Raw genomic sequence first — 25,085 nt, 5'->3', positions numbered from 1 at the left:
GATATACACAATTAACTTATTGGTGTCTATAAAATTGTAAAGGCAGGCTATTTGTCAAAACTTTTTTAAGTGGTTGAACATTTATTAACTAAAGCTAAAATTAAATGAAAGCCTACCAACAGAAATGGATAGATGTATTATCGCAGACCAATATACCGGGTTGGAAATTTGAAGCATTGGATAACGACGTGGTAATTGATGTGCCCACCGGACGCAGTATTAAAGAGATTGCCGATAACCTGGAAACCGTGATAGCCGAACTGTCGCTGGATATTAACCTGCCAAAAGAGCGCATGCGTTTTGTGATTACTAATGGCAGGGAAGAACTTGATTATGTACTGAACCCCGAAGAGACCGATCTGACAACCGAAGACGACAAATAGCCCGGAATTTTGTAACATTGGCCTTTGATGATAGCAGACCAGATCAAAGCCGTAATAAGGGATATTCCCGACTTCCCGAAACCGGGTATCATATTTAAAGACATTACACCTATATTAAAGGAACCTAAACTTTGCGAAGACATTGTCGACGCGTTTATAGGTCAATTGCAAGGCACCCGTGTTGATGTTGTGGCAGGGGTAGAGAGCCGCGGCTTTTTATTTGGGCTGACCTTAGCCAATAAACTAGGGGTTCCGTTTGTACCCGTACGCAAAGCGGGCAAATTGCCTTATTCTGTCAAGCAGAAGGTTTACGAACTCGAATACGGCTCGGCTACTATAGAACTGCATACCGACGCCTTTGAACCCGGCCAGCATGTATTGATACATGACGATCTATTGGCTACAGGCGGTACTGTTACCGCTGCCAGCGAACTGATACACGAAATGGGTGGGGTAGTGGCCGGCTATTCTTTTGTTGTTGGCTTGAACTTTTTAAATGGCAAAGAAAAGATCACACCTGTAAGCGATAATATTATCGTACTGGCAGAATATTAGTCGAAGTCGTAATTCTTAAATTCACTGATCCGTCAGCTGACGGATGGGTGTAACATGTTACAGTTTCTCTAGTAATACTGACTTATTAGTATCTGACTGTATTTTGTCAGCATTGTAACAGGTTGAATATCAACCGAGCACAATCGTGTCAGTGTTTCAGGTTGACAGTTTTCTTCTCAAAATGTGTCACACATTGTCACAGGGTGTGACAATGGCACAATGATGTCAGTGACCTGTCCTAAAAAAAGTTGACACTTTTAATTGTTAATACTGAATTGAATTTACACTTTTTATTTTAGTCCTTAAAGGGGTTTACACTTGCTCTGTTATTTGTTGATGATTGGGATAATAGTTTCGCCATCGCCGCCTGAGGGGTCCGGATTCCCGGTGTGCTGCCTGTGGTGTCATCATATCTATACTGCTGTGCGGCCTTAAGTTGTTGTAAGTATTTATAGCGCTGCGTACCGCACGTGTTGCACCGCTCAGGTTTTTGTAAGCCTCATTTAACAGTTCAAGTTTAAGTATACCGTTTACACGTTCTGCAATGGCATTATCACGCGGGTTCCCGCTTTGGGTCATACTGATACCAATGCCTTCTTTGATCAAAAGTGCTGTATAGGTACCGCTGCAATATTGCGTGCCGCGATCCGAATGATGGATCAGCGGGGTGTCGGGTTGCTTTTGTGATAAGGCCATTTCAAGTGCTGTAAGGCAGCTGCCGGTAGAAAGATCATGGCTCAGACAGAAGCCAATGATCTTTCGGCTGTAAGCATCCGTGACCAGGCTCAGGTAAGCAAAGCCCTGCCCCACGCGGATGTAAGTGATATCGCTCACCCACAGCCGCCCCGGCGCTGCAGGCACCAGGCCGCCCGTCAGGTCGGGGTATTTCTTAAAGCGGTGGCAGGAAAAGGTGGTACGCGTACGGTATATTTTCCTGCGCACCAGCAAGCCGTTTTCTCTCAAAAGCTCAAAGAATGCATCCCGCCCTATGCCGGGCCGTATCAGTTCAAGCAGTTTCCTTGCACCCAGCCGCGGCTGGCGGCGACGGTGTGCCATTACTTGCTGAATGATTTCTTCTTGTTTAAAAGTCCGCATTTCTGTGGACCGGTGATGCTGGTAATAGGCTTGTGAACTGTAACCAAGCAGTCTGCATAACTCGCGCAGCCCGCGGCTGCGTTTTTGCATGCTTACTCCGACTGCCTGGTGCCAGACTTTTTTCTGATGTTGGTACCCAGCTCCTTATCTGCTATATCTATGATGTTATTCAGCAGCTCATTCTTTAGCTGCTCTGTCCGTAACATCGCTTTCAATAAAGACACATCATCGGGAAGAACTGTCTTCTTCGAACTTCTCAATGCCTTTTCGTTTAACTTGTCCTTGTTCACTATGCGGGAAATAGTTGTGGGTGATACGCCGTACTTTTTTGCTAAGGTACGCAAACTCTTACCCATGATCTCACGCTCATGTATGATACGCTCCGCTTTCCATTTGTCCATCTTGTTCCTCTACTTTTCTGTAAACTTATTTCAGGACAAGTCACAGTAGCCTGCATTGTGGAATTATAAGTCCATATATCGCTTATGCTTCGGTTGTTTTTCCATGACGCGGCATTTAATCAAATGAAAGATTAATATTTAAAAGTGAGGCCCCTCTCCGCTTGGAGAGGGGTTTGGGGGTGAGGCGACTACCGCTTATGCTTCGAGAGCCTAAGCATGAGGCAGAGTTGAAAGATGTTACTTCTTTTGACCGTCAAAAGAAGTAACCAAGAAACTAAGCGTAGCGTTCTCATGAAATAAACTCGCCGCTGCACCCTGTGCTATTACGGTTGTGCTGTGTTCAAATGTTGTGGTTGCCGCACAGACTGAGGCGGCATTTTGTCTGTTATGTAAATTCTGTGCCAATATCTCTCAGGACTTTGGTGCCAGGGCCAGTATTCGCGTTAGGGACAGGAGCGGCATCCTGCGTAGCAGATATAGCGGATGGCCCGACCCGGAAGGGGGACGCCCAAATTATTCTCTACTGCCATTTTCGAAATGGTAATGATCTTGCTCAGCTGTTGTAAAACCTCCTATGAATTTGCTTTCGCGATGATTGTCTTTTTTTATCTTGAAAAGACCATTCTCTAAAGCCCAATCATACACACCCTTATTTAAAGGGTAGGCCGTTAACAATCCGGATAGCTGATGCTTTTTAATCCAGTCTTCTGCCATTTCTAATGTTTCAAATACACCTCCTGCAAACCGTGCGGCCTCTTCGTGAAATATCCAAATAGTTTTAATCACTGCTTTCAATTTAAATAAGGGAACAAGGTAATCAGCGAAAACTTAATTAAGATAATTAATATGTACTTACAGCGAAGGTGATGTAGGTTGAAAATCAAGCTATGAGATTGCCGCGCTTTGCTCACAATGACAATCTGGATGTTTTTTTGAGGAGGGAAGCCTCTGAGCTTGTCGAAGGGTAGGGGTGAGGCGACTACGACGAGATTGCTTCGTTCCTCGCAATGACAAGTTGTTGATTAATCCTGCAAATCCTTAAATCCTTCAATTCGGGTTTAGATAATCATTTTGAAAATCAAATCATTTGCTTACCTTTGTCGTCCCATGAAAGGAGGTATTACGGGCATATGATCATAGTTAACATTAAAGACGGCGAATCATTAGACAAAGCGTTAAAACGTTTTAAAAAGAAATTCGAGAAAACCGGTGTATTACGCGAACTACGCAGTCGCCAGGCATTCGAGAAGAAATCTGTATCCCGCCGCCACGAAATCAAGCACGCGATATACAAGCAAAACATGAATTTAGACCAGGCGTAATTTCTAAAAATTACACCTTCTATTATACATTACTAAAACTATTTGTACATTGACTTTTCCAATGCGCAAATAGTTTTTATGTTTTCACAGCGTTTCATCTCCTATTTAAAACATGAAAAACGGTACTCGCCCCACACCGTTACTGCTTATGAAAATGACCTGGCGCAATTCTTTGCTTTCTTAAAAAGCCAGGACGCTGACAAAGCACTTACTGATATTACCCACCATGACATTCGCGCATGGATGGTGCAACTGGTAGAAGACTGCGGACCCCGCACCGTAAACCGTAAAGTTGCCACGCTGCGTAAATATTTTAAATTTCTGCTGCAGGAAAACCAGATCACGGTTAACCCGGCATCGCGCGTTAAAACACCCAAAATAGCCAAACAATTGCCTGTTGTGGTTGAGGAGGCCAAGCTAAGCCGCATGCTGGATAACGCCGAAACTTTTACAAATGATTTTAAGGGCCTGCGCGACAAGCTGGTAATAGAACTGTTGTTTGGTACCGGCATCCGTCTGGCCGAACTTTTAGGCATCAAAGAAACAGATTATGACGCCCGGGCGGGCACCATTAAGGTGTTGGGTAAGCGCAACAAGGAGCGAATTGTGCCTGTAAACGCACAACTGCAAACTTTGATTGCTGATTACCTGAATGTTAAGAAAAGTGAAAATTTTAGTAACAATTCTTTAACCATGGTCGTTACTAATAAGGGTGCAGATGCATACCCAAAATTGATCTACTTAATTGTGCGCAACTATCTGTCTGCCATATCAACCCAGGATAAAAAAAGCCCGCATGTGCTAAGGCACACGTTTGCTACGGCGCTATTAAATAATGGTGCCGATCTAAACGCTATTAAAGAACTGCTTGGCCATGCCAGCTTAAGTGCAACACAGGTTTACACGCACAATTCTGCAGAACGTTTAAAATCTATTTATAAACTGGCCCACCCAAAGGCCTAAAACACAGGAGGAAAAATGAAAATCTCAGTGCAATCGATCCACTTTACAGCCGACAGAAAATTGTTGGATTTCATTCAGAAAAAAGCCGACAAGCTTGACCTTTATTACGACAAGATCATTAGCGCCGAAGTTTATCTGCGATTAGAAAATGTAGAAGACGAAGCCAACAAACAGGTTGAGTTTAAGTGCCTTATCCCCGGTGGGCAGTTGTTTGTAAAGGAGCAATGCAAAACTTTTGAAGAGTGTACAGACAAGGCAATTGAAAGTTTACGCAAGCAGATTGAACGCCATAAGCAGAAAAAGGCAATCAGCGATGCCAAAGGCACAAAAGCCGTATTGGCAGAATCTGCTTTAGATGACGATTTTTAATAAATAAAACGCTTATAGCGTTGTAAAATCGGCAGGTTTAAGACCTGCCGATTTTTTTTGTGAAAAAATTTTGCTGAGCCTCAAAATTATGTACATTTGCATTCCCTTTTGAGAAGGTGACACAAAAGCGTCAGCACTTGAAAGATGTTCTTTAAAAAAGCCTCCTTAGCTCAGCTGGTAGAGCAACTGACTTGTAATCAGTAGGTCATTGGTTCGATCCCGATAGGAGGCTCAGTTGAAATTTCGAATTTCGGATTTTCAATTTCGAAATTATCTTCCCTAAAGAGGCTAAAATCCGAAATCGAAAGTTCGAATTTCGAAATCAAACTTGGGGAGATTCCAGAGCGGCCAAATGGATCAGACTGTAAATCTGCTGTCTTACGACTTCGGAGGTTCGAATCCTCCTCTCCCCACCAGCTATCAATGATAAAATGATTGAATGATAGAATGTTTCTATTCACTCATTCTCTAACTCACTCATTCACTCATTGGTAAAACTGCGGAAGTAGCTCAGTTGGTAGAGCGATAGCCTTCCAAGCTATAGGTCGCGAGTTCGAACCTCGTCTTCCGCTCAGGATATGTCGGATTTCGGATTTTCGATTTCGGACTTAGTTTTCAGATAGAGAATAGTCAATTTCGAAATTGAACATTCGAAATCCGAAATCAAAACATAAGCCGACGTAGCTCAGGGGTAGAGCACTTCCTTGGTAAGGAAGAGGCCAAGGGTTCAAATCCCTTCGTTGGCTCGCTTTTAAGAAAGTAACAATAAAATAGAAAAATTAACCAAGTAAATAATTTATAAATCATGGCAAAAGAAAAATTTGACCGCAGTAAGCCGCACTTAAACATCGGTACTATCGGTCACGTTGACCACGGTAAAACCACTTTAACCGCAGCTATTACAAAAGTATTATCTGATAAAGGTTTATCTGAGGCACGTTCATTCGACTCGATCGACTCTGCTCCTGAAGAGAAAGAGCGTGGTATCACAATCAACACAGCTCACGTTGAGTATTCAACTGCTAACCGTCACTACGCACACGTTGACTGTCCTGGTCACGCGGATTATGTGAAAAACATGGTTACAGGTGCTGCTCAAATGGACGGCGCTATCCTTGTAGTGGCTTCTACTGATGGTCCTATGCCACAAACCCGCGAGCACATCCTGTTGGCTCGTCAGGTAGGTGTACCTGCGTTAACTGTTTTCATGAACAAAGTTGACATGGTAGATGATCCTGAATTATTAGAACTTGTTGAGATGGAGATCCGCGAGTTGTTATCGTTCTATGATTTCCCTGGTGATGATATCCCTGTTATTCAAGGTTCTGCCCTTGGTGGTTTGAACGGCGAAACTAAATGGGTAGACAAGATCATGGAGCTTATGGATGCTGTAGATAACTACATCCCGATCCCTCCGCGTTTGACAGATCTTCCTTTCTTGATGCCTGTTGAAGACGTGTTCTCTATCACAGGTCGTGGTACTGTTGCTACAGGCCGTATAGAGCGTGGTGTTATCAACTCTGGCGATCCTGTTGATATTCTGGGTATGGGTGCAGAGAACTTAAAATCAACCGTTACAGGTGTTGAGATGTTCCGCAAGATCCTTGACCGTGGTGAAGCTGGTGACAACGTAGGTTTATTGTTACGTGGTATTGAAAAAGAAGCTATCCGTCGTGGTATGGTTATCTGCAAACCAGGTTCAGTAACCCCGCACACAGATTTTAAAGCAGAAGTTTACGTACTTTCTAAAGCAGAAGGTGGCCGTCATACTCCTTTCTTTAACCGTTACCGCCCGCAATTCTATTTCCGTACTACAGACGTTACAGGTGAGATCACTTTAGCAGACGGTGTAGAAATGGTTATGCCTGGTGACAACGTTACCATCACTGTAGCTTTGATCAACGCAATCGCGATGGAAAAAGGTCTTCGTTTCGCTATCCGCGAAGGTGGCCGTACAGTAGGTGCCGGTCAGGTAACTGAAATATTAAAATAAAAACCTAACCCCCCGGCCCCCTAAAGGGGGAGGCAAATAGGTAAGGTTAATTTTAAAAAACAAGGTATTCGGCTTTTAAACCGAGTACCTTGTTTTAACATTTCAAGCCCCTTTAGGGGTTTGGGGTGATTTATACACGGGAATAGTTCAATGGTAGAATAGAGGTCTCCAAAACCTTTGATCAGGGTTCGAATCCTTGTTCCCGTGCTTAAACTTATTGATTAAGAAGAAATGGCTAACGTAGCTGAGTATATTAAAGAATCATACATAGAGTTAACCCAAAAGGTAACCTGGCCAACCATGCGCGAGCTGCAGAACAGCGCCGTTCTTGTATTGGTTGCAGCCCTGATCATTGCCCTGGTTATTTTTGGCATGGACCAGATCATTGGTTTTTTAGTAAAACAGTTTTACGGTTCACTTACCTAATATAATATAGTAATGGCTGAAAATTTAAAATGGTACGTGGTAAGGGCCATCAGCGGTAAAGAAAAAAAGGTAAAGCAATACTTAGAGGCCGAAATTAACCGTTTAGGCATTTCGCATTTAGTGCCCCAGGTATTGATACCTACCGAGAAATATTACCAAATGCGCGATGGGAAAAAGATAGCTAAAGAGCGTAACTTTTTTCCGGGTTATGTGCTGATAGAAGCAGCTTTAGACGGCGAGCTTGAGCACGTGATCAAAAACATTAATAGTGTGATTGGCTTTTTGGGCGATAAGGCAGGTAATGCCATCCCATTACGCCAGGCAGAAGTTAACCGCATTTTAGGTAAGGTTGACGAGATGACCACACAAGGCGAAACCATGAACGTACCATATTATGTTGGCGAAAACGTTAAAGTGATGGACGGTCCTTTCAATGGCTTTAGCGGTGTTATTGAAGAGGTTAACGAAGAGAAAAAGAAACTAAAAGTAATGGTAAAGATATTCGGCCGCCGCACGCCGCTCGAATTGAATTACATGCAGATAGAGAAAGAATAGTGAACAGTGAGTGGTTGATTACGTGAGTAGTTGCCATTCTTGTTTTTAAATAATAGAGTATAGGTTTTGTTGGCAAGGTGATAACTATTCACCACTCACTTAACCAACCACTCACAAAATCTTAAATGTTACATAGCTTCCACTTACTAACATTGAGTAATAAATAAATTTAAGAAAATGGCAAAAGAAGTCGGTGCGTTAGTAAAACTACAAGTGAAAGGCGGCGCGGCAAATCCATCGCCACCAATTGGCCCTGCATTGGGTGCAAAAGGTGTTAACATCATGGAATTTTGCAAGCAGTTTAATGCCCGTACCCAGGATAAACCTGGTAAGGTATTACCTGTAGTTATTACTGTATATGTTGACAAGTCTTTTGATTTTATCATTAAAACCCCGCCGGTTGCTATCCAGTTATTGGAAGCTACAGGCTTAAAAAGCGGTTCGGCAGAACCTAACCGTAAAAAGGTTGCCAGCGTAAACTGGGATCAGGTTAAAACTATTGCCGAAGATAAAATGACTGACTTAAATGCATTCACAGTTGAGTCTGCCATGAAAATGGTGGCTGGTACTGCCCGCAGTATGGGTATAACCGTATCTGGTGCAGCACCCTGGAATTAACGGATTTTTGATTTCGGATTTTTGATTTAAGATTTTATATCTCACATCTCAAATCTCACATCTCAAGTCTATACTATTAACAAATCAGTTAAAGAAAGTGGCTAAATTAACAAAAAATCAAAAAGCAGTGCTTTCAAAAATTGAGGCTAACAAAGCTTACTCTTTGCAAGATGCGACTTCTTTGGTAAAGGATATTACTACTACCAAATTTGATGCTTCTGTAGACATTGATGTACGCCTTGGTGTTGACCCGCGTAAAGCCAATCAAATGGTACGCGGTATAGCAACATTACCTCATGGAACCGGCAAAACTGTACGTGTACTGGTACTTTGCACGCCTGACAAAGAGCAGGAAGCAAAAGACGCAGGTGCAGACTACGTTGGTTTGGATGACTACATTGCTAAAATAGAAGGTGGATGGACCGATGTTGACATCATCATCACCATGCCAAGCGTTATGGCTAAAGTAGGTAGGCTAGGTCGTGTACTTGGTCCTCGTAACTTAATGCCTAACCCTAAATCTGGTACTGTAACCCCAGAAGTGGGCAAAGCGGTAACAGAGGTTAAAGCTGGTAAGATAGACTTTAAAGTTGACAAGACCGGTATTATCCATGCCTCTATAGGTAAAGTATCTTTCCCTGCAGATAAGATCTATGAGAATGCTTTAGAAGTATTGCAAACCATCTCACGGTTAAAACCATCTGCAGCAAAAGGAACATATTTTAAGAGCGTACACGTCTCTTCTACTATGTCTCGCGGAATTGAAGTTGAAACTAAAACAATAGCGGGGATCTAATCATGAACAAGGAACAAAAACACGAATTGGTTGAAGGCCTTGCCGATCAGATGCGCGAGTTTGGTAATTTTTACATTACCGATACTTCAAACCTCACTGTTGAAAAGATCAACAGCATCCGCCGTAAATGTTTCGAAAACAACATCACCATTAAAGTTGCTAAGAATAGCCTTATCCGTAAAGCTATGGAAGCCGTTGGTGGCGATTTCGAATCGGTATACGGCACTTTAAAAGGTTCATCGTCTATCATGTTCTCCAAATCTGGCACTGCCCCGGCAAAGCTGATCAAAGAACTGCGCAAGCAAGGCGACAAACCTGTTTTAAAGGCAGCATACATAGACTCATCGGCCTTTATCGGCGACAACCAACTGGATACTTTGATCAAACTAAAATCAAAAGAACAGTTATTGGGCGAGATCATTGGCTTATTGCAGTCGCCTGCTAAAAACGTTATTTCTGCCCTACAATCAGGCGGATCTACAATTGCAGGTTTAGTAAAAACATTACAAGAAAGAGAAGGTTAAAACCGGCACCTTAAGACGGTATTTTAAACAAACGTATTCAAAGAAAAAAACAAATAAAATGGCAGATTTAAAATCATTTGCTGAACAGTTGGTAAACTTAACAGTAAAAGAAGTTAACGAATTAGCTCAGATCCTTAAAGACGAGTATGGCATTGAGCCTGCTGCTGCAGCTGTTGCAGTTGCTGCTCCTGCTGCTGGTGGCGGCGATGCTGCTCCTGCTGCTGCAGAGCAAACCGCATTTGACGTTATCTTGAAAGAAGCTGGCGGTCAAAAATTAGCTGTTGTTAAATTAGTGAAAGACCTTACAGGCCTAGGCTTGAAAGAAGCCAAAGATCTTGTTGACGGTGCACCAAAAGAATTAAAAGCAGGTGTATCTAAAGAAGAAGCTGAGTCACTTAAAAAACAATTAGAAGAAGCAGGCGCTGTTGTTGAGGTTAAGTAATTTAACCCGGCAATAAGCCCAAAAAGCACCAGACTCCGGCCCGAAAATGGCCGGGGTCTATTGCTGTTTATAGAGGTCTCGTTTTAGATATGAGACATGAGATTTGAGATTTGAGACAGTGAGGTATCATAGTGTTATCTTACGGCTCACATCTCACATCTCAAATCTTTTCAAGTAAATATTTAAATCCATAATCCCTTGGCAAATAACAATAATCAAAGAGTAAACTTTGCAACCAGCAGGCACGTAATTGATTACCCTGACTTTCTGGATGTTCAGTTGCAATCTTTCAGGGAATTTTTTCAGTTAGAAACCACTTCAGACAACCGTCACACAGAAGGCTTGTTCAAGGTGTTCGCAGAAAACTTTCCTATTTCTGATTCAAGAAACATCTTTGTTTTAGAGTTTCTTGATTATTTTATTGACCCGCCACGTTACGATATACAAGAATGTATCGAACGCGGATTAACTTACAGCGTTCCGTTAAAGGCAAAATTAAAATTGTCTTGTAACGATGAGGAGCACGAAGATTTTGAAACTATCGTTCAGGACGTGTATCTGGGTACCATCCCTTACATGACGCCTAAAGGTACTTTCGTAATCAACGGTGCCGAGCGCGTAATTGTATCGCAATTACACCGTTCACCAGGTGTGTTTTTTGGCCAAAGCCGCCACACCAACGGTACTAAATTGTACTCTGCCCGTGTAATACCTTTCAAAGGTTCATGGATAGAGTTTGCTACAGACGTTAATAACGTAATGTATGCTTACATAGACCGTAAGAAAAAATTCCCGGTTACAACCCTGCTTCGTGCAATTGGCTATGATTCTGACAAGGACATCCTTGAGCTATTTGAATTAGCCGACGAGGTTAAAGTAAGCAAATCCGGTTTGAAGAAATTCATTGGCCGCAAGCTTGCTGCAAGGGTGCTTAAAAAATGGGTTGAAGACTTTGTGGACGAGGATACCGGTGAAGTGGTATCTATCGACCGTAATGAGATCATCCTTGAGCGCGAAACCGTACTGGAAGATGACCACATAGATATGATTATTGACGCCGGTGTTAAAACCATTATCCTGAATAAGGAAGATGCAGCCACCAGCGGTGATTATACCATTATATACAATACCTTACAAAAGGATACATCAAACTCAGAGAAAGAGGCTGTGGAGCACATCTACCGTCAGCTGCGTAACGCAGAACCACCTGATGAGGAAACGGCACGCGGTATTATTGACCGTCTGTTCTTCTCTGACAAGCGTTATGACCTGGGCGATGTGGGCCGTTACCGCATTAACCGTAAGTTGAAACTGGATACCTCTAACGAGACTAAGGTTTTAACCAAACAAGACATTATCGCTATCGTAAAATACCTGATCAAACTGATCAACTCTAAAGCAGAGGTGGATGATATCGATCACTTGTCTAACCGTCGTGTTCGTACGGTAGGCGAACAGTTATACGCGCAATTTGGTGTTGGTTTGGCCCGTATGGCCCGTACCATCCGCGAGCGTATGAACATCCGCGATAACGAGGTGTTTACACCAACCGATCTGATCAACGCGCGTACACTTTCATCTGTGATCAACTCGTTCTTCGGAACAAACCAGTTGTCACAGTTTATGGACCAAACCAATCCACTGGCAGAGATCACGCACAAGCGTCGTCTGTCAGCCCTTGGCCCCGGTGGTCTTTCGCGCGAGCGTGCAGGTTTCGAGGTTCGTGACGTTCACTACACCCACTACGGCAGGTTGTGTACTATTGAAACTCCGGAAGGACCGAACATCGGTTTGATCTCTTCTCTTTGCGTACACGCCAAGATCAACAACTTAGGCTTTATTGAAACACCTTACAAAAAGGTAATTGATGGTAAAGTACAGGTTCAAGACGAAGTTATTTACCTGTCTGCAGAAGATGAAGACGGTAAAACCATAGGCCAGGCAAACGCGCACTATAATGACAACGGTGTATTTGATACCCCGCGTGTTAAAGCACGTTTCGAGGGTGACTTCCCGGTAATTGAACCAGAGCGTTTGGATTTAATGGACATTGCGCCAAACCAGATCACGTCTATCGCGGCATCATTGATCCCGTTCTTAGAGCATGATGACGCTAACCGTGCATTGATGGGATCGAACATGCAACGCCAGGCTGTGCCTTTGTTGCGCCCTGAAGCACCGATTGTGGGTACAGGTTTGGAAGGCCGTGTGGCAAAAGACTCTCGTACTTTGATAAACGCCGAAGGCGATGGTGTTGTTGAGTATGTTGATGCTACAGAGATCCGCATTAAATATGACCGTAACGCAGATGACCGTTTGGTATCATTCGATGGCGATTCAAAAAGCTACCGTTTAACCAAATTCAAGAAAACCAACCAAAGCACTACCATCAACTTGAAGCCTATCGTTAAGAAAGGCGAGAGGGTAGTAAAAGGTCAGGTATTGTCTGAAGGTTACGCTACACAAAACGGCGAGCTTGCATTGGGCCGCAACTTAAAAGTAGCGTTCATGCCTTGGCAAGGATACAACTTTGAGGATGCGATCGTAATATCAGAACGCGTGGTATCGCAGGATATCTTCACTTCATTACACGTAGAGGAATTTGAACTTGAAGTTCGGGACACTAAACGTGGTGAAGAAGAGCTGACTGCAGATATTCCTAACGTATCTGAAGAAGCAACCAAGGATCTGGACGAAGACGGTATCATCCGCGTAGGTGCAGAGGTAAAAGAAGGTGATATTTTAATTGGTAAGATCACTCCGAAAGGCGAGTCTGACCCATCACCTGAAGAAAAATTACTTCGTGCCATATTTGGTGATAAAGCAGGCGATGTAAAAGATGCTTCTTTGAAAACTCCGCCATCTATCAGCGGTGTGGTTATCGATACCAAATTGTTCTCACGTGCTAAAAAGACTTCAAAATCTGAAGAGAAAATAGCTATTGAGAAACTGGATGCTAAACACGATAAAGCAAATAAAGACCTTAAGAATTCCCTGATCGAGAAATTATTCGAGATCGTTAACGGTAAAACTTCTCAAGGTGTGAGCAACGTTTACAAAGAGCTTCTTGTACCAAAAGGCGTAAAATTCACCCAGAAAATTTTGGTTGAATTGCCTTACGAAAACATCAACCCAACAAAATGGACCACTGATGAAGACAAGAATGAGCAAATTAAGATGTTGCTGCATAATTACAACATCAAATTGAACGAAGAGCTTGGTGCTTACCGCCGCGATAAATTCGCGATCAGCGTGGGCGACGAGCTGCCATCGGGCATTGTTCAAATGGCTAAAGTTTATATTGCTAAGAAACGTAAGCTTAAAGTTGGTGATAAAATGGCGGGCCGCCACGGTAATAAAGGTATTGTTGCGCGTATTGTACGTGACGAGGATATGCCTTTCCTAGAAGACGGTACCCCTGTTGATATTGTTCTTAACCCGCTGGGTGTACCATCGCGTATGAACCTTGGCCAGATATATGAAACTGTATTGGGTTGGGCAGGTAAAGAACTGGGTATGAAATTCGCTACGCCGATATTTGACGGTGCAAGCTATGACGAGGTAGAACAATGGATAGAGAAGGCGGGCTTACCTGCAACCGGCCGTACCTATCTTCACAATGGCTTAACCGGCGAACGTTTTGACCAGCCAACCACAGTAGGTATTATCTACATGCTTAAACTGGGCCACATGGTTGATGATAAGATGCACGCCCGTTCAATTGGTCCGTACTCGCTTATCACACAACAGCCATTGGGTGGTAAAGCACAGTTTGGTGGCCAGCGTTTTGGTGAGATGGAGGTTTGGGCGCTTGAAGCATTCGGCGCGGCTAACATCCTTCAGGAGATCCTGACTGTGAAGTCGGACGACGTGATTGGACGTGCTAAAACCTACGAAGCCATTGTTAAAGGCGAAAACCTGCCTACACCGTCAGTTCCTGAATCATTCAACGTATTGGTTCACGAGTTAAGAGGTTTAGGTTTGGATATCACACTGGATTAGATAATGAATGAATGAGTGAATGATTGAATGAGAGAATCACGCAATCATTCACTTTAAGAATTTTATTTAAACATTCATTCATTCTATCATTCAATCATTAAAACAAGGAGACTATGTCTTACAAAAAGGATAATAAAATCAAAAGTAACTTCACCAGCATTACGGTTAGTTTAGCCTCTCCCGAGTCTATTCTTGAGCGTTCAAGCGGTGAGGTTTTAAAGCCTGAGACCATCAACTACCGTACCTACAAGCCAGAACGTGATGGTTTGTTCTGCGAGCGTATTTTTGGTCCGGTAAAAGATTATGAATGCCATTGCGGTAAATACAAACGTATCCGTTACAAGGGTATAGTTTGCGACCGTTGCGGTGTAGAAGTAACCGAGAAAAAAGTACGCCGCGAGCGTATGGGCCATATTAACCTGGTGGTTCCGGTTGCGCATATTTGGTATTTCCGTTCGTTGCCAAACAAAATTGGTTACTTGCTGGGCTTACCAACCAAAAAACTCGACCTCATTATTTATTATGAGCGTTATGTAGTTATCCAGCCTGGTATTAAAGAAGCTGACGGAATTGCCAAAATGGACTTCCTGACAGAAGAAGAATACCTTGACGTATTGGATACCTTGCCAAAAGAGAACCAATACTTAGACGACAAAGATCCGCAGAAATTTGTTGCTAAAATGGGTGCAGAAGCATTAGAAGAATTGTTAAGCCGTTTACAGCTTGATCAATTATCTTATGACCTGCGCCACCAGGCTGCCAACGAAACTTCTCAGCAACGTAAAAATGAAGCATTAAAACGTCTTCAGGTTGTTGAAGCTTTCCGCGACGCTAAAACACGCATAGATAACAACCCTGAGTGGATGATCGTGAAGATCGTTCCGGTTATACCTCCTGAGCTGCGCCCGTTGGTGCCTTTGGAAGGTGGCCGTTTCGCTACTTCGGATTTAAATGACCTTTACCGTCGTGTAATTATCCGTAACAACCGTTTAAAACGTTTGATCGAGATCAAAGCCCCTGAGGTGATCTTGCGTAATGAGAAACGTATGTTGCAGGAGGCGGTTGACTCTTTATTTGATAACTCACGTAAAGTAAACGCCGTTAAAACAGAAGGTAACCGTGCTTTAAAGTCACTTTCAGACATCCTGAAAGGTAAACAAGGCCGTTTCCGTCAAAACTTATTAGGTAAACGTGTGGATTACTCTGCACGTTCTGTAATTGTTGTAGGCCCTAACCTTAAACTGCACGAGTGCGGTTTGCCAAAAGATATGGCAGCCGAGCTGTTCAAACCGTTTATCATTCGTAAAATGATTGAGCGTGGTGTGGTTAAAACGGTTAAGTCTGCAAAGAAAATTGTTGACCGCAAAGACCCGCTGGTTTGGGATATCCTTGAAAACGTATTGAAAGGCCACCCTGTGTTACTTAACCGTGCACCTACGCTGCACCGTTTGGGTATCCAGTCTTTCCAGCCAAAACTGGTAGAAGGTAAGGCTATTCAATTACACCCGTTAACCTGTACCGCGTTTAACGCCGACTTTGACGGTGACCAGATGGCTGTTCACGTGCCGCTTGGTAACGCCGCAATTTTAGAAGCGCAGATCTTAATGTTGGCTTCGCACAACATTTTGAACCCTGCAAACGGTACGCCTATCACTGTACCATCTCAAGACATGGTTTTAGGTCTTTACTACATTACTAAAGGCCGCCGTACAGATGAGAAACGCGTTGTAAAAGGACAAGACTTGTCTTTCTACTCTGCCGAAGAGGTGATCATTGCATACAACGAAAAACAAGTTGACCTGCACGCTTTCATCAAAGTTAAAGCTGATGTTAAAGAGCGCGATGGCAGCATTGTAAATAAACTGATAGAAACTACGGTAGGCCGCGTGTTATTTAACCAGCACGTACCTACAGAAGTAGGTTATATAAATGAATTGCTGACCAAGAAATCGCTTCGCGATATCATTGGCGAGGTAGTGAAAACTACCGGTATGGCGCGCGCGGCTCAATTCCTTGATGATATTAAGGAGTTAGGTTTTCAGATGGCATTCCGTGGTGGTTTATCATTTAACCTGCAAGACGTTAACATCCCTGCTCAAAAAGTTACGCTGATAGAGTCTGCATCGAAAGAAGTAGAAGAGGTAATGAACAACTACAACATGGGTTTCATTACTAATAATGAGCGTTACAACCAGATCATCGATATCTGGACACGTATCAACAACAGGCTTACTGCCAACGTAATGGAGATCTTATCTACAGATAACCAGGGCTTTAACTCTGTATATATGATGCTCGATTCAGGTGCGCGTGGTTCTAAAGAGCAGATCCGCCAGCTGGCAGGTATGCGTGGTTTGATGGCCAAACCTCAGAAATCAGGTTCGGGCGGTGAGATCATCGAGAACCCTATCTTGTCTAACTTTAAAGAAGGCTTGTCGGTATTAGAGTACTTTATCTCTACCCACGGTGCCCGTAAAGGTTTGGCGGATACGGCTTTGAAAACTGCCGATGCCGGTTACTTAACCCGTCGTTTACATGACGTTGCCCAGGATATGATTGTTGGTGAAACCGATTGCGGTACACTGCGTGGTATCTTTACAACAGCGTTAAAAGACAACGAGGATATTGTTGAGCCATTATATGACCGTATTTTAGGCCGTACATCTCTGCACGATGTACATGACCCGCTTACTAACGATTTGTTGGTATCTGCAGGACAGGACATCACAGAAGAGATTGCCAAAGCGATAGAAAATTCTCCGCTAGAAGGTATAGAGATCCGCTCTGTATTGGCTTGCGAAAGCAAACGCGGTGTTTGCGCACTTTGTTACGGCCGTAACCTGGCAACAGGTAAACGCGTACAAGCGGGTGAGGCCGTGGGTGTAATTGCAGCACAGTCAATCGGTGAGCCGGGTACACAGTTAACACTCCGTACATTCCACGTGGGTGGTACCGCATCTAACATCGCGGCAGAATCTCAAATCTCTGCACGTTACGATGGTATCATCGAGTTTGAGAACGTACGTACTGTGACTTACCAAACTCCGGAAGATGGTGCTGTTGATGTGGTATTGGGCCGTTCTGGCGAGTTCCGCATTGTAGAAGAAGGCAGCAATAAAGTGATCATGACCAACAATATTCCATACGGTTCATACCTGTATGTGAAAGATGGCAGCAAGATCACCAAAGGCGACCGTATTTGTTCATGGGATCCATACAACGCGGTAATTATCTCTGAGTTTGCCGGTAAAGCAACTTTCGACGCCGTGTTAGAGGGTATCACATTCCGTGAAGAGTCTGACGAGCAAACTGGTCACCGCGAAAAAGTGGTTATCGACACCCGCGATAAAACTAAGAACCCTGTAATCCAGATCACCGACAAAGCCGGTAATTTGGTAAAAGGATATAACATCCCGGTTGGCGCGCATATCGCGGTTGACGAGAATGAAAGCATCCAAACAGGTCAGGTTATTGCTAAGATCCCTCGTTCTGCAGGTAAGACCCGGGATATTACAGGTGGTCTTCCACGTGTAACCGAGTTGTTTGAGGCACGTAACCCGTCAAACCCTGCTGTCGTAACAGAGATTGATGGTGTGGTAACCTTAGGTGGCATTAAACGTGGTAACCGCGAGATTACTATTGAGTCGCGCGACGGCCAGATCAAAAAATACCTGGTGCAGTTGTCTAAACACATTCTGGTACAGGATAACGACTTTATTAAAGCCGGTATGCCGTTATCAGATGGTTCAATTTCACCTGCCGATATCTTAGCCATCAAAGGCCCTGCAGCAGTGCAAGAGTACCTGGTTAACGGTATCCAGGAAGTTTACCGTTTACAAGGTGTGAAGATCAATGACAAGCACTTCGAAGTGATCGTTCACCAGATGATGCAGAAAGTACAGATCGAAGATCCGGGCGATACCCGTTTCTTAGAGCGCGAAGCTGTTGACGGCTGGGATTTTATGCTGGAGAATGACGAGATCTTTGATAAGAAGGTTGTTGTTGAGCCGGGTGATTCAACTACGTTAAAAGCAGGTCAGATAGTATCGTTACGTAAACTGCGCGATGAGAACTCTATCCTTAAACGTAAGGATGCTAAGCTGGTTGAAGTTCGCGATGCTATCGCGGCAACTTCTAGCCCGCTGTTGCAAGGTATCACGCGTGCATCATTAGGTACTAAGTCGTTCATCTCTGCAGCATCATTTCAGGAAACTACCAAAGTACTGAATGAGGCAGCCATTGCAGGTAAACGCGATAAAATGCTTGGTCTGAAAGAGAATGTGATCGTTGGTCACCTCATCCCTTCAGGTACAGGTATGCGTATCTACGATAACGTGCGTGTTGGTTCGCAGGAGGAGTTTGACCGCCTGATGGCTTCTAAATCAGAAGAAGTAGAAGCATAACGTTAACTTTATAGAATTCAAGGCGTCCGTTTACTAACGGGCGCCTTTTTTTGTTGGTATAAATTCAATAAATGTTATTATGCCTTTCATCATCAGCTATAATCTTTCACTTTTAAATGGTAATTTTGATGTTCACAACAAACGTTAACATCTACCGATGGAACAGCAAAACGACAATCAATTAAATATTGAACTATCTGAAGAAGTTGCAGAGGGTATTTATTCTAACCTTGCCATAATCACACACTCAAATGCCGAGTTTGTTGTTGATTTTGTGCGTGTTATGCCTGGTATTCCAAAAGCCAAAGTAAAATCACGCGTCATTTTAACGCCAGAGCATGCTAAACGTTTGCTTAACGCGCTTAGCGATAACATTGAGAAATACGAATCTATTAATGGCCGCATAAAAATTCCGGACGAGAACAATGGGTTTACCATGAACTTTGGTGGAACTATGGGCCAGGCTTAATCACAATAAAAATACAATCGACGTACAAGTAATCACATGAAGAAAGCATTAGTTACAGGAATTACCGGACAGGACGGTGCATATTTAGCAGACCTGTTGTTATCTAAAGGGTATGAGGTCCACGGCATAAAGCGCCGCAGCTCACTATTCAATACCGACAGGATAGACCACTTGTACCAAGACCCGCATGAGTCTGATAAAAACTTTTTTTTGCACTATGGGGATCTTGCAGACTCAACAAATATTATCCGCATAATACAACAGGTACAGCCCGACGAGATCTATAATTTAGGTGCCATGTCTCACGTTCAAGTGAGTTTCGAAACCCCGGAATATACGGCTAATGCGGATGGTATAGGTACCTTACGGATATTGGAAGCGGTAAGGTTACTGGGCCTGATTAAAAAGACCCGTATCTACCAGGCGTCAACCTCAGAATTATATGGCCTGGTACAGGCGGTGCCGCAATCAGAAACAACGCCTTTTTACCCGCGGTCGCCGTACGCGGTGGCCAAACTTTACGGTTACTGGATAACTGTAAACTACCGCGAAGCATATGATATGTATGCTTGCAACGGTATTTTATTTAACCATGAAAGTCCGTTACGGGGCGAAACATTTGTAACGCGGAAGATCACACGCGCGGTTGCCAAAATAGCTATGGGTTTGCAAGACAAACTGTACCTGGGCAACCTTGACGCGCAGCGTGACTGGGGCCATGCAAAAGACTATGTAGAGGCAATGTACCTAATCCTGCAGCAAGAAAAAGCAGAAGATTTTGTAATTGCCACAGGTGTTACCACCCGCGTACGCGAATTCGTACGTATGGCGTTTGCCGAAGTAGGAATTGAGATTGACTTTAAAAATGAAGGTGTTGAAGAGAAAGGTTATGTAGTCAGCTGTAGCAACTCTGCCTACCAGGTTGAAAATGGTACGGAAGTGGTTGCGGTAGACCCTAAATATTTCAGGCCTACAGAGGTAGACCTATTGATAGGCGATCCAACAAAGTCAAAAGATAAATTGGGCTGGGAACCTAAATATGACTTAAACGGTTTGGTAAAAGAAATGGTGGCTGCCGATATTGAACTATTTGAAAAAGACAGGATTTTAAAATCGTCGGGTTACCAGATCAAAAACCAGTACGAATAGTATTTATGGATAAAAACGCCAGGGTTTATATAGCCGGTCATCGCGGAATGGTAGGGTCGGCCATTATGAGGAAACTACAGCGCGAGGGATTCAACAATTTAATTACGCGTACGTCTGCAGAACTTGACTTACGCGACCAAGCAGCAGTGGCTGGCTTCTTCGAATCAGAAAAACCCGGATACGTATTTGTGGCTGCCGCCAAGGTTGGCGGTATTGTTGCCAACAATACCTACCGCGCCGAATTTTTGTATGATAACCTGCAGATACAAAACAATATCATCCACTCGTCTTACAAAAACGGAGTCGCAAAGTTAATGTTCCTTGGTTCGAGCTGCATCTACCCGAAACTGGCTCCGCAGCCGCTTAAGGAAGATTATTTGTTAACCGGCCGGCTTGAAGAAACTAATGAGCCTTATGCAATAGCTAAGATAGCTGGTATAAAAATGTGCGATGCATACCGTGCACAATATGGCTGTAATTTCATATCTGTTATGCCAACCAATTTATATGGCTACAACGATAACTATCACCCGCAAAACTCGCACGTGTTGCCGGCGTTGATCCGCCGCTTCCATGAAGCAAAAAGGGATAATACTTCGGAAGTTGTAGTGTGGGGTAGTGGTAAACCATTACGTGAATTTTTATTTGCAGATGACTTGGCAGATGCCTGTTTTTATCTGATGCAAAACTATGACGAGCCCGGCTTGGTGAACGTAGGCACAGGTGAAGATTTGTCTATCAGCGAGCTCGCTCATCTAGTTAAAGATGTAGTCGGCTACCAGGGTAGGCTAACGTTCGACAGCACAAAGCCCGATGGTACGCCTCGTAAACTGATGGATGTGTCGAAACTTAACCAAAAGGGTTGGAAATATACTATTGGTTTAAAAGAAGGCATATGGTTAGCTTACCAAGACTTTTTGGAAAAGCATGCTTAAATAAATTAGTATCATTATACCTATAAAATAATTAAAAATGAAGATAGCAGTTGTTGGAACCGGCTATGTAGGTTTAGTAACCGGTACGTGCCTTGCAGAGACAGGTAACGAAGTAATTTGCGTAGATATCAATAAAGAAAAGGTAGAAAAGATGAGAGCAGGAGAACTGCCTATCTACGAACCGGGTCTCGAACAGCTCTTTCATCGGAATATTAAGCAAGACAGGCTGCATTTTACCGCAAATTTGGCAGAGGCCATTGAAGAAGCGAAGATCATTTTCCTTGCTTTGCCAACTCCGCCGGGCGGGGATGGTGCAGCAGATCTAAGTTATGTGCTTGGCGCTGCTGCAGACATTGCAAAGATCATTAAAGAATACAAAGTTATAGTAACCAAATCTACAGTGCCTGTTGGCACCGCAGACAAGGTTAGGGCCGTTATGGCTAAAGAAACAAGCATTGAGTTTGCAGTTGTATCTAACCCAGAGTTTTTACGTGAAGGTGTCGCTGTTGAAGACTTTATGAAGCCCGACAGGGTAGTGGTGGGCACAACAGATGAACGCGCGCGCAAGCTAATGTCAGAGTTGTATGGGCCATATGTAAGACAAGGTAACCCGGTTATCTTTATGGATGAGCGTTCGTCAGAACTGACGAAGTATGCCGCTAACTCTTTCCTGGCCACCAAGATATCCTTCATGAATGAAATTGCGAACATGTGCGAACTAGTTGGTGCAGATGTTGACATGGTACGCCGTGGCATAGGTGCCGATGCCCGTATAGGTAAACGCTTTTTGTTTGCGGGTATTGGTTACGGAGGTAGTTGTTTTCCTAAAGATGTACAAGCCCTGGCTAAATCTGCAGAACAGAATGAGTATGATTTTAAGATACTAAACGCCGTAATGGACGTTAACGAGATCCAGAAAAAAGTTTTGGTGCAAAAAGTTAAAAAATATTTCAATAACGACCTGAACGGCAAGCATTTTGCATTATGGGGACTTGCCTTTAAACCTGAAACAGATGATATACGGGAAGCGCCAGCATTATATATCATAGATGAACTGCTTCAGGCGGGCGCCACAATAACCGCGCACGATCCGGAGGCAATGCCGAACATAAAGGCATTATTGGGAGATAAGATAAAATATGTTGAAAGTGCTTACGAGGCATTACCAAAGGCTGATGCCCTGCTGATTGTGACAGAGTGGTCTGTTTTCCGTAACCCCGATTTTGACCGCCTTACGCGCGATCTGAAAAGTAAAGTGATATTTGATGGGCGCAACTTGTATGACCTTGACAAAATGATAGATCTTGGTTTTTATTACAACAGTATAGGCCGGAAAATTGTTATGTAAGCTTAATATCAACTAATGTTATCTTTTATAAAGCAACAAATAACAGACTCTATCTCTACTAAAGAGGCATTGCTTAATGATGCCGATCTGCTTCAGCAAATTGCTGATGCAGCAAACCTGATCTTAAAAAGCTATGAGTCACAAGGTAAAACCTTGCTGGCCGGAAATGGGGGTAGTGCTGCTGATGCACAGCATATTGCCGCCGAATTTGTGAGCCGCTTTTATTTCGACAGGCCGGGGCTGCCATCACTAGCCTTATCTACAGACACATCTGTGCTTACTGCTGTTGGTAATGATTACGGTTATGAATTGTTGTTTTCGCGCCAGGTAGAAGCGCACGGTAAAGCCGGTGATGTTTTTATAGGCATATCTACTTCAGGTAATTCGCCCAATATTTTAAAGGCGTTGCAATCTGCCGGGAAAATGAGTATAAAAACTATTGGGTTTACCGGGTTAAATGGTGGTGCTATGGCGCAATATTGCGATGTATGCATTAAAGTTCCGTCGCCGTCAACTCCGCGAATCCAAGAATCACATATACTTATAGGCCATATTTTGTGCTGTATAGTAGAAGAGACCTTGTTTGGGCATTTAAATAAAATTGATGGGTAGTATCATTGTATTTGGTAGCTCAGGCCAGTTGGGCCAATCTTTAAAAAATGTTGCCGATAAAAACGGGCTGAAAGATATTATCTTTTTGGGCACGCAAGACGCTAATATTCTTGATCGTGCCGCACTTGAAAACACATTTGCAAAGTATAAGCCTGAACATGTGATCAATTGCGCCGCTTATACAGCTGTTGATAAGGCTGAGGATGAAGTTGAAGCTGCGCGCAATGTAAATAATAACGGCGCAGCTAATGTAGCCGAATTATGCAAAGCATACAACAGCTGTTTGATACATGTTTCGACCGACTTTGTATTCAAAGGAAACGTCCCTAAATTACTTAACGAGACCGACCCTACCCAACCGCTGAGTGTTTACGGGTTAACTAAGCTTGAGGGCGAGCAGGCGATAACCGCTGTAGACGGCAAGTATTTTATCTTACGAACCAGTTGGCTTTATTCTGAGTTTGCCAATAACTTTGTGAAAACGATGCTCAAATTGGCAGAGACAAAAACGGAATTGGGTGTTATCGCAGATCAGGTTGGTACCCCCACCTATGCGATAGACCTTGCCGAAGCAATATTCCAGATAATCCGCAACGAAAGCAAAGCTTATGGTTTATATCATTACAGCAACGAGGGAGTATTGTCATGGTATGACTTTGCGGTAGCGATATTTCACATCGCTGGCGTAGAAATGCTGGTAAAACCTTTAAAAACCACAGAATATCCAACAAAAGCAGAAAGGCCTAAATTTTCTGTGATGGACAAATCAAAAATTAAAAAAGATCTGGGAATTGATATCCCATATTGGAGAGATAGCCTGATCACTTGTATTAAAGCATTGCAGTAGTATGAAAGGAATTATTCTTGCCGGTGGGTCGGGTACGCGCTTGTATCCTATCACCAAAGCCATAAGCAAGCAGTTGATGCCCATATATGATAAGCCCATGATCTATTATCCGCTTTCTGTATTAATGCTGGCAGGGATTAATGAGATTTTGATCATAACGACTCCTGATGACCAGGCCGGATTTGAGCGTCTATTAGGAGACGGGCGCGAGTTGGGTTGCCGTTTTGAATATGCAATACAAGAAGTGCCCAATGGCCTTGCGCAGGCCTTTGTGATAGGGGAACAATTTATTGGTAACGATAAGGTTGCGTTAGTGCTGGGTGACAATATTTTTCACGGGTCGGGATTTAGTCAGTTGGTGCAAAGTTTTAATGATGTAGATGGTGCTGCGATATTTGCTTATGCTGTTGCCGATCCTGAGCGTTATGGCGTAGTGGAATTTGACAAACAATTTAAAGCGCTATCTATAGAAGAGAAACCGGCGAAACCAAAGTCAAATTACGCAGTACCCGGTTTATACTTTTACGATAATTCGGTTGTTGAAATCGCAAAAAATATTGCTCCTTCTCCACGTGGCGAGTACGAGATAACCGACGTAAATAAGCGTTATCTGGAACAAGGCAATTTGCATGTGGGGGTGATGGACAGGGGCACTGCCTGGCTGGATACCGGAACATTTGATTCGCTTAGCGACGCAACAGAGTTTGTGCGCGTAATTGAAAAACGCCAGGATACAAAGATCGGTTGCATTGAAGAGGTTGCTTATCGTATGGGTTTTATAGACCGTACCCAACTTGAAGTGCTGGCTCAGAAATATATCAAAAGCGGTTACGGCCAATATTTATTAAAACTTCAGGACTGATACGGGGTTAATACCC

Annotated in this window: 24 protein-coding genes and 5 tRNA genes; 26 read left to right on the top strand and 3 right to left on the bottom strand. The window is 43.4% G+C overall.

Features of this window, described 5'->3' with window-relative positions:
* Nucleotides 1-104: 104 nt before the first annotated feature.
* Both GO620_RS08780 and GO620_RS08775 read left to right on the top strand, forming a co-directional pair.
* Nucleotides 105-383 carry a hypothetical protein gene (locus GO620_RS08780; protein ID WP_157525827.1) on the top strand — a complete coding sequence of 93 codons (279 nt, stop codon included), beginning with the start codon at nucleotides 105-107 and terminating at the stop codon, nucleotides 381-383.
* A gap of 27 nt (nucleotides 384-410) precedes the next feature.
* Nucleotides 411-938, top strand: coding sequence for an adenine phosphoribosyltransferase (locus tag GO620_RS08775; protein WP_157525825.1), 528 nt, complete (start codon nucleotides 411-413; stop codon nucleotides 936-938).
* A gap of 312 nt (nucleotides 939-1,250) precedes the next feature.
* On the opposite strand, the gene GO620_RS08770 is transcribed toward GO620_RS08775, so the two are convergent.
* From GO620_RS08770 to GO620_RS08760, 3 genes are all read right to left on the bottom strand, one after another.
* On the bottom strand, nucleotides 1,251-2,123 hold the full coding sequence (locus GO620_RS08770; protein WP_157527017.1) for an IS3 family transposase: 873 nt from the start codon (nucleotides 2,121-2,123) through the stop codon (nucleotides 1,251-1,253).
* A gap of 2 nt (nucleotides 2,124-2,125) precedes the next feature.
* Nucleotides 2,126-2,434, bottom strand: coding sequence for a helix-turn-helix domain-containing protein (locus GO620_RS08765; RefSeq protein WP_200229806.1), 309 nt, complete (start codon nucleotides 2,432-2,434; stop codon nucleotides 2,126-2,128).
* A gap of 513 nt (nucleotides 2,435-2,947) precedes the next feature.
* Nucleotides 2,948-3,220 carry a DUF7710 domain-containing protein gene (locus GO620_RS08760; protein WP_449560067.1) on the bottom strand — a complete coding sequence of 91 codons (273 nt, stop codon included), beginning with the start codon at nucleotides 3,218-3,220 and terminating at the stop codon, nucleotides 2,948-2,950.
* Between the two features lie 344 nt (nucleotides 3,221-3,564).
* On the opposite strand from GO620_RS08760, the gene rpsU reads away from it, so the two are divergent.
* The 24 genes from rpsU to rfbA all read left to right on the top strand — a co-directional run bounded on the left by rpsU (nucleotide 3,565) and on the right by rfbA (nucleotide 25,069).
* On the top strand, nucleotides 3,565-3,756 hold the full coding sequence (gene rpsU / locus GO620_RS08755; RefSeq protein WP_074487938.1) for a 30S ribosomal protein S21: 192 nt from the start codon (nucleotides 3,565-3,567) through the stop codon (nucleotides 3,754-3,756).
* A 78-nt stretch (nucleotides 3,757-3,834) separates the two neighbouring features.
* Complete coding sequence (locus tag GO620_RS08750) at nucleotides 3,835-4,719, top strand: tyrosine-type recombinase/integrase (RefSeq protein WP_157524306.1); 885 nt, start codon at nucleotides 3,835-3,837, stop codon at nucleotides 4,717-4,719.
* Between the two features lie 15 nt (nucleotides 4,720-4,734).
* A complete protein-coding gene (locus GO620_RS08745; protein WP_157524303.1) occupies nucleotides 4,735-5,088 on the top strand; it encodes an HPF/RaiA family ribosome-associated protein in 354 nt (117 codons plus the stop codon).
* Nucleotides 5,089-5,247: 159 nt separating this feature from the next.
* Nucleotides 5,248-5,320 (top strand) — tRNA-Thr (locus GO620_RS08740).
* A gap of 98 nt (nucleotides 5,321-5,418) precedes the next feature.
* Nucleotides 5,419-5,504, top strand: a tRNA-Tyr gene (locus GO620_RS08735).
* Between the two features lie 83 nt (nucleotides 5,505-5,587).
* Nucleotides 5,588-5,660, top strand: a tRNA-Gly gene (locus tag GO620_RS08730).
* A 102-nt stretch (nucleotides 5,661-5,762) separates the two neighbouring features.
* A tRNA-Thr gene (locus tag GO620_RS08725) sits at nucleotides 5,763-5,834 on the top strand.
* Nucleotides 5,835-5,893: 59 nt separating this feature from the next.
* Entirely contained in the window at nucleotides 5,894-7,081 is a 1,188-nt protein-coding gene (gene tuf, locus GO620_RS08720; protein WP_157524301.1) for an elongation factor Tu, read from the top strand.
* 136 nt (nucleotides 7,082-7,217) lie between these two features.
* Nucleotides 7,218-7,288: transfer RNA gene (locus GO620_RS08715), tRNA-Trp, on the top strand.
* Nucleotides 7,289-7,312: 24 nt separating this feature from the next.
* The gene (gene secE, locus GO620_RS08710) at nucleotides 7,313-7,507 is read left to right on the top strand and encodes a preprotein translocase subunit SecE (protein ID WP_157524299.1); all 195 of its coding nucleotides are present in this window, start codon (nucleotides 7,313-7,315) and stop codon (nucleotides 7,505-7,507) included.
* 12 nt (nucleotides 7,508-7,519) lie between these two features.
* Nucleotides 7,520-8,062, top strand: a complete 543-nt coding sequence (gene nusG / locus GO620_RS08705; RefSeq protein WP_157524297.1) for a transcription termination/antitermination protein NusG — start codon at nucleotides 7,520-7,522, stop codon at nucleotides 8,060-8,062.
* Between the two features lie 177 nt (nucleotides 8,063-8,239).
* Nucleotides 8,240-8,680, top strand: a complete 441-nt coding sequence (gene rplK, locus GO620_RS08700) for a 50S ribosomal protein L11 (RefSeq protein WP_157524294.1) — start codon at nucleotides 8,240-8,242, stop codon at nucleotides 8,678-8,680.
* 97 nt (nucleotides 8,681-8,777) lie between these two features.
* Nucleotides 8,778-9,476, top strand: coding sequence for a 50S ribosomal protein L1 (rplA, locus tag GO620_RS08695; protein WP_200229794.1), 699 nt, complete (start codon nucleotides 8,778-8,780; stop codon nucleotides 9,474-9,476).
* Nucleotides 9,477-9,478: 2 nt separating this feature from the next.
* Nucleotides 9,479-10,000: a 50S ribosomal protein L10 gene (gene rplJ / locus GO620_RS08690; RefSeq protein WP_157524292.1), complete on the top strand. Its 522-nt coding sequence runs from the start codon at nucleotides 9,479-9,481 to the stop codon at nucleotides 9,998-10,000.
* A gap of 58 nt (nucleotides 10,001-10,058) precedes the next feature.
* A complete protein-coding gene (gene rplL / locus GO620_RS08685; protein WP_157524290.1) occupies nucleotides 10,059-10,442 on the top strand; it encodes a 50S ribosomal protein L7/L12 in 384 nt (127 codons plus the stop codon).
* Between the two features lie 198 nt (nucleotides 10,443-10,640).
* Nucleotides 10,641-14,444 carry a DNA-directed RNA polymerase subunit beta gene (gene rpoB, locus GO620_RS08680; RefSeq protein WP_157524288.1) on the top strand — a complete coding sequence of 1,268 codons (3,804 nt, stop codon included), beginning with the start codon at nucleotides 10,641-10,643 and terminating at the stop codon, nucleotides 14,442-14,444.
* 113 nt (nucleotides 14,445-14,557) lie between these two features.
* Nucleotides 14,558-18,847, top strand: a complete 4,290-nt coding sequence (gene rpoC, locus GO620_RS08675; RefSeq protein WP_157524286.1) for a DNA-directed RNA polymerase subunit beta' — start codon at nucleotides 14,558-14,560, stop codon at nucleotides 18,845-18,847.
* A 157-nt stretch (nucleotides 18,848-19,004) separates the two neighbouring features.
* Nucleotides 19,005-19,316 (top strand): DUF3467 domain-containing protein, encoded by a 312-nt coding sequence (locus GO620_RS08670; RefSeq protein ID WP_157524284.1) that lies wholly within the window; start codon nucleotides 19,005-19,007, stop codon nucleotides 19,314-19,316.
* 36 nt (nucleotides 19,317-19,352) lie between these two features.
* Entirely contained in the window at nucleotides 19,353-20,465 is a 1,113-nt protein-coding gene (gene gmd / locus GO620_RS08665; RefSeq protein WP_157524282.1) for a GDP-mannose 4,6-dehydratase, read from the top strand.
* A gap of 5 nt (nucleotides 20,466-20,470) precedes the next feature.
* The gene (fcl, locus tag GO620_RS08660; protein ID WP_157524280.1) at nucleotides 20,471-21,400 is read left to right on the top strand and encodes a GDP-L-fucose synthase; all 930 of its coding nucleotides are present in this window, start codon (nucleotides 20,471-20,473) and stop codon (nucleotides 21,398-21,400) included.
* A gap of 37 nt (nucleotides 21,401-21,437) precedes the next feature.
* Nucleotides 21,438-22,748 (top strand): UDP-glucose dehydrogenase family protein, encoded by a 1,311-nt coding sequence (locus GO620_RS08655; RefSeq protein ID WP_157524278.1) that lies wholly within the window; start codon nucleotides 21,438-21,440, stop codon nucleotides 22,746-22,748.
* A gap of 15 nt (nucleotides 22,749-22,763) precedes the next feature.
* A complete protein-coding gene (locus tag GO620_RS08650) occupies nucleotides 22,764-23,360 on the top strand; it encodes a D-sedoheptulose-7-phosphate isomerase (RefSeq protein WP_157524276.1) in 597 nt (198 codons plus the stop codon).
* Nucleotides 23,353-24,207: a dTDP-4-dehydrorhamnose reductase gene (gene rfbD / locus GO620_RS08645; protein WP_157524274.1), complete on the top strand. Its 855-nt coding sequence runs from the start codon at nucleotides 23,353-23,355 to the stop codon at nucleotides 24,205-24,207. Before GO620_RS08650 ends, rfbD begins: the two co-directional genes overlap by 8 nt.
* A 1-nt stretch (nucleotide 24,208) precedes the next feature.
* A complete protein-coding gene (gene rfbA, locus GO620_RS08640) occupies nucleotides 24,209-25,069 on the top strand; it encodes a glucose-1-phosphate thymidylyltransferase RfbA (RefSeq protein WP_157524272.1) in 861 nt (286 codons plus the stop codon).
* Nucleotides 25,070-25,085 lie beyond the last annotated feature (16 nt).

Source organism: Mucilaginibacter ginkgonis, assembly GCF_009754905.2.
In the GTDB taxonomy this organism is placed as follows: Bacteria; Bacteroidota; Bacteroidia; order Sphingobacteriales; family Sphingobacteriaceae; genus Mucilaginibacter; species Mucilaginibacter ginkgonis.
The sequence above is the reverse complement of the archived record's forward strand: the minus strand, read 5'-3'. Positions and strand labels throughout refer to the sequence as shown.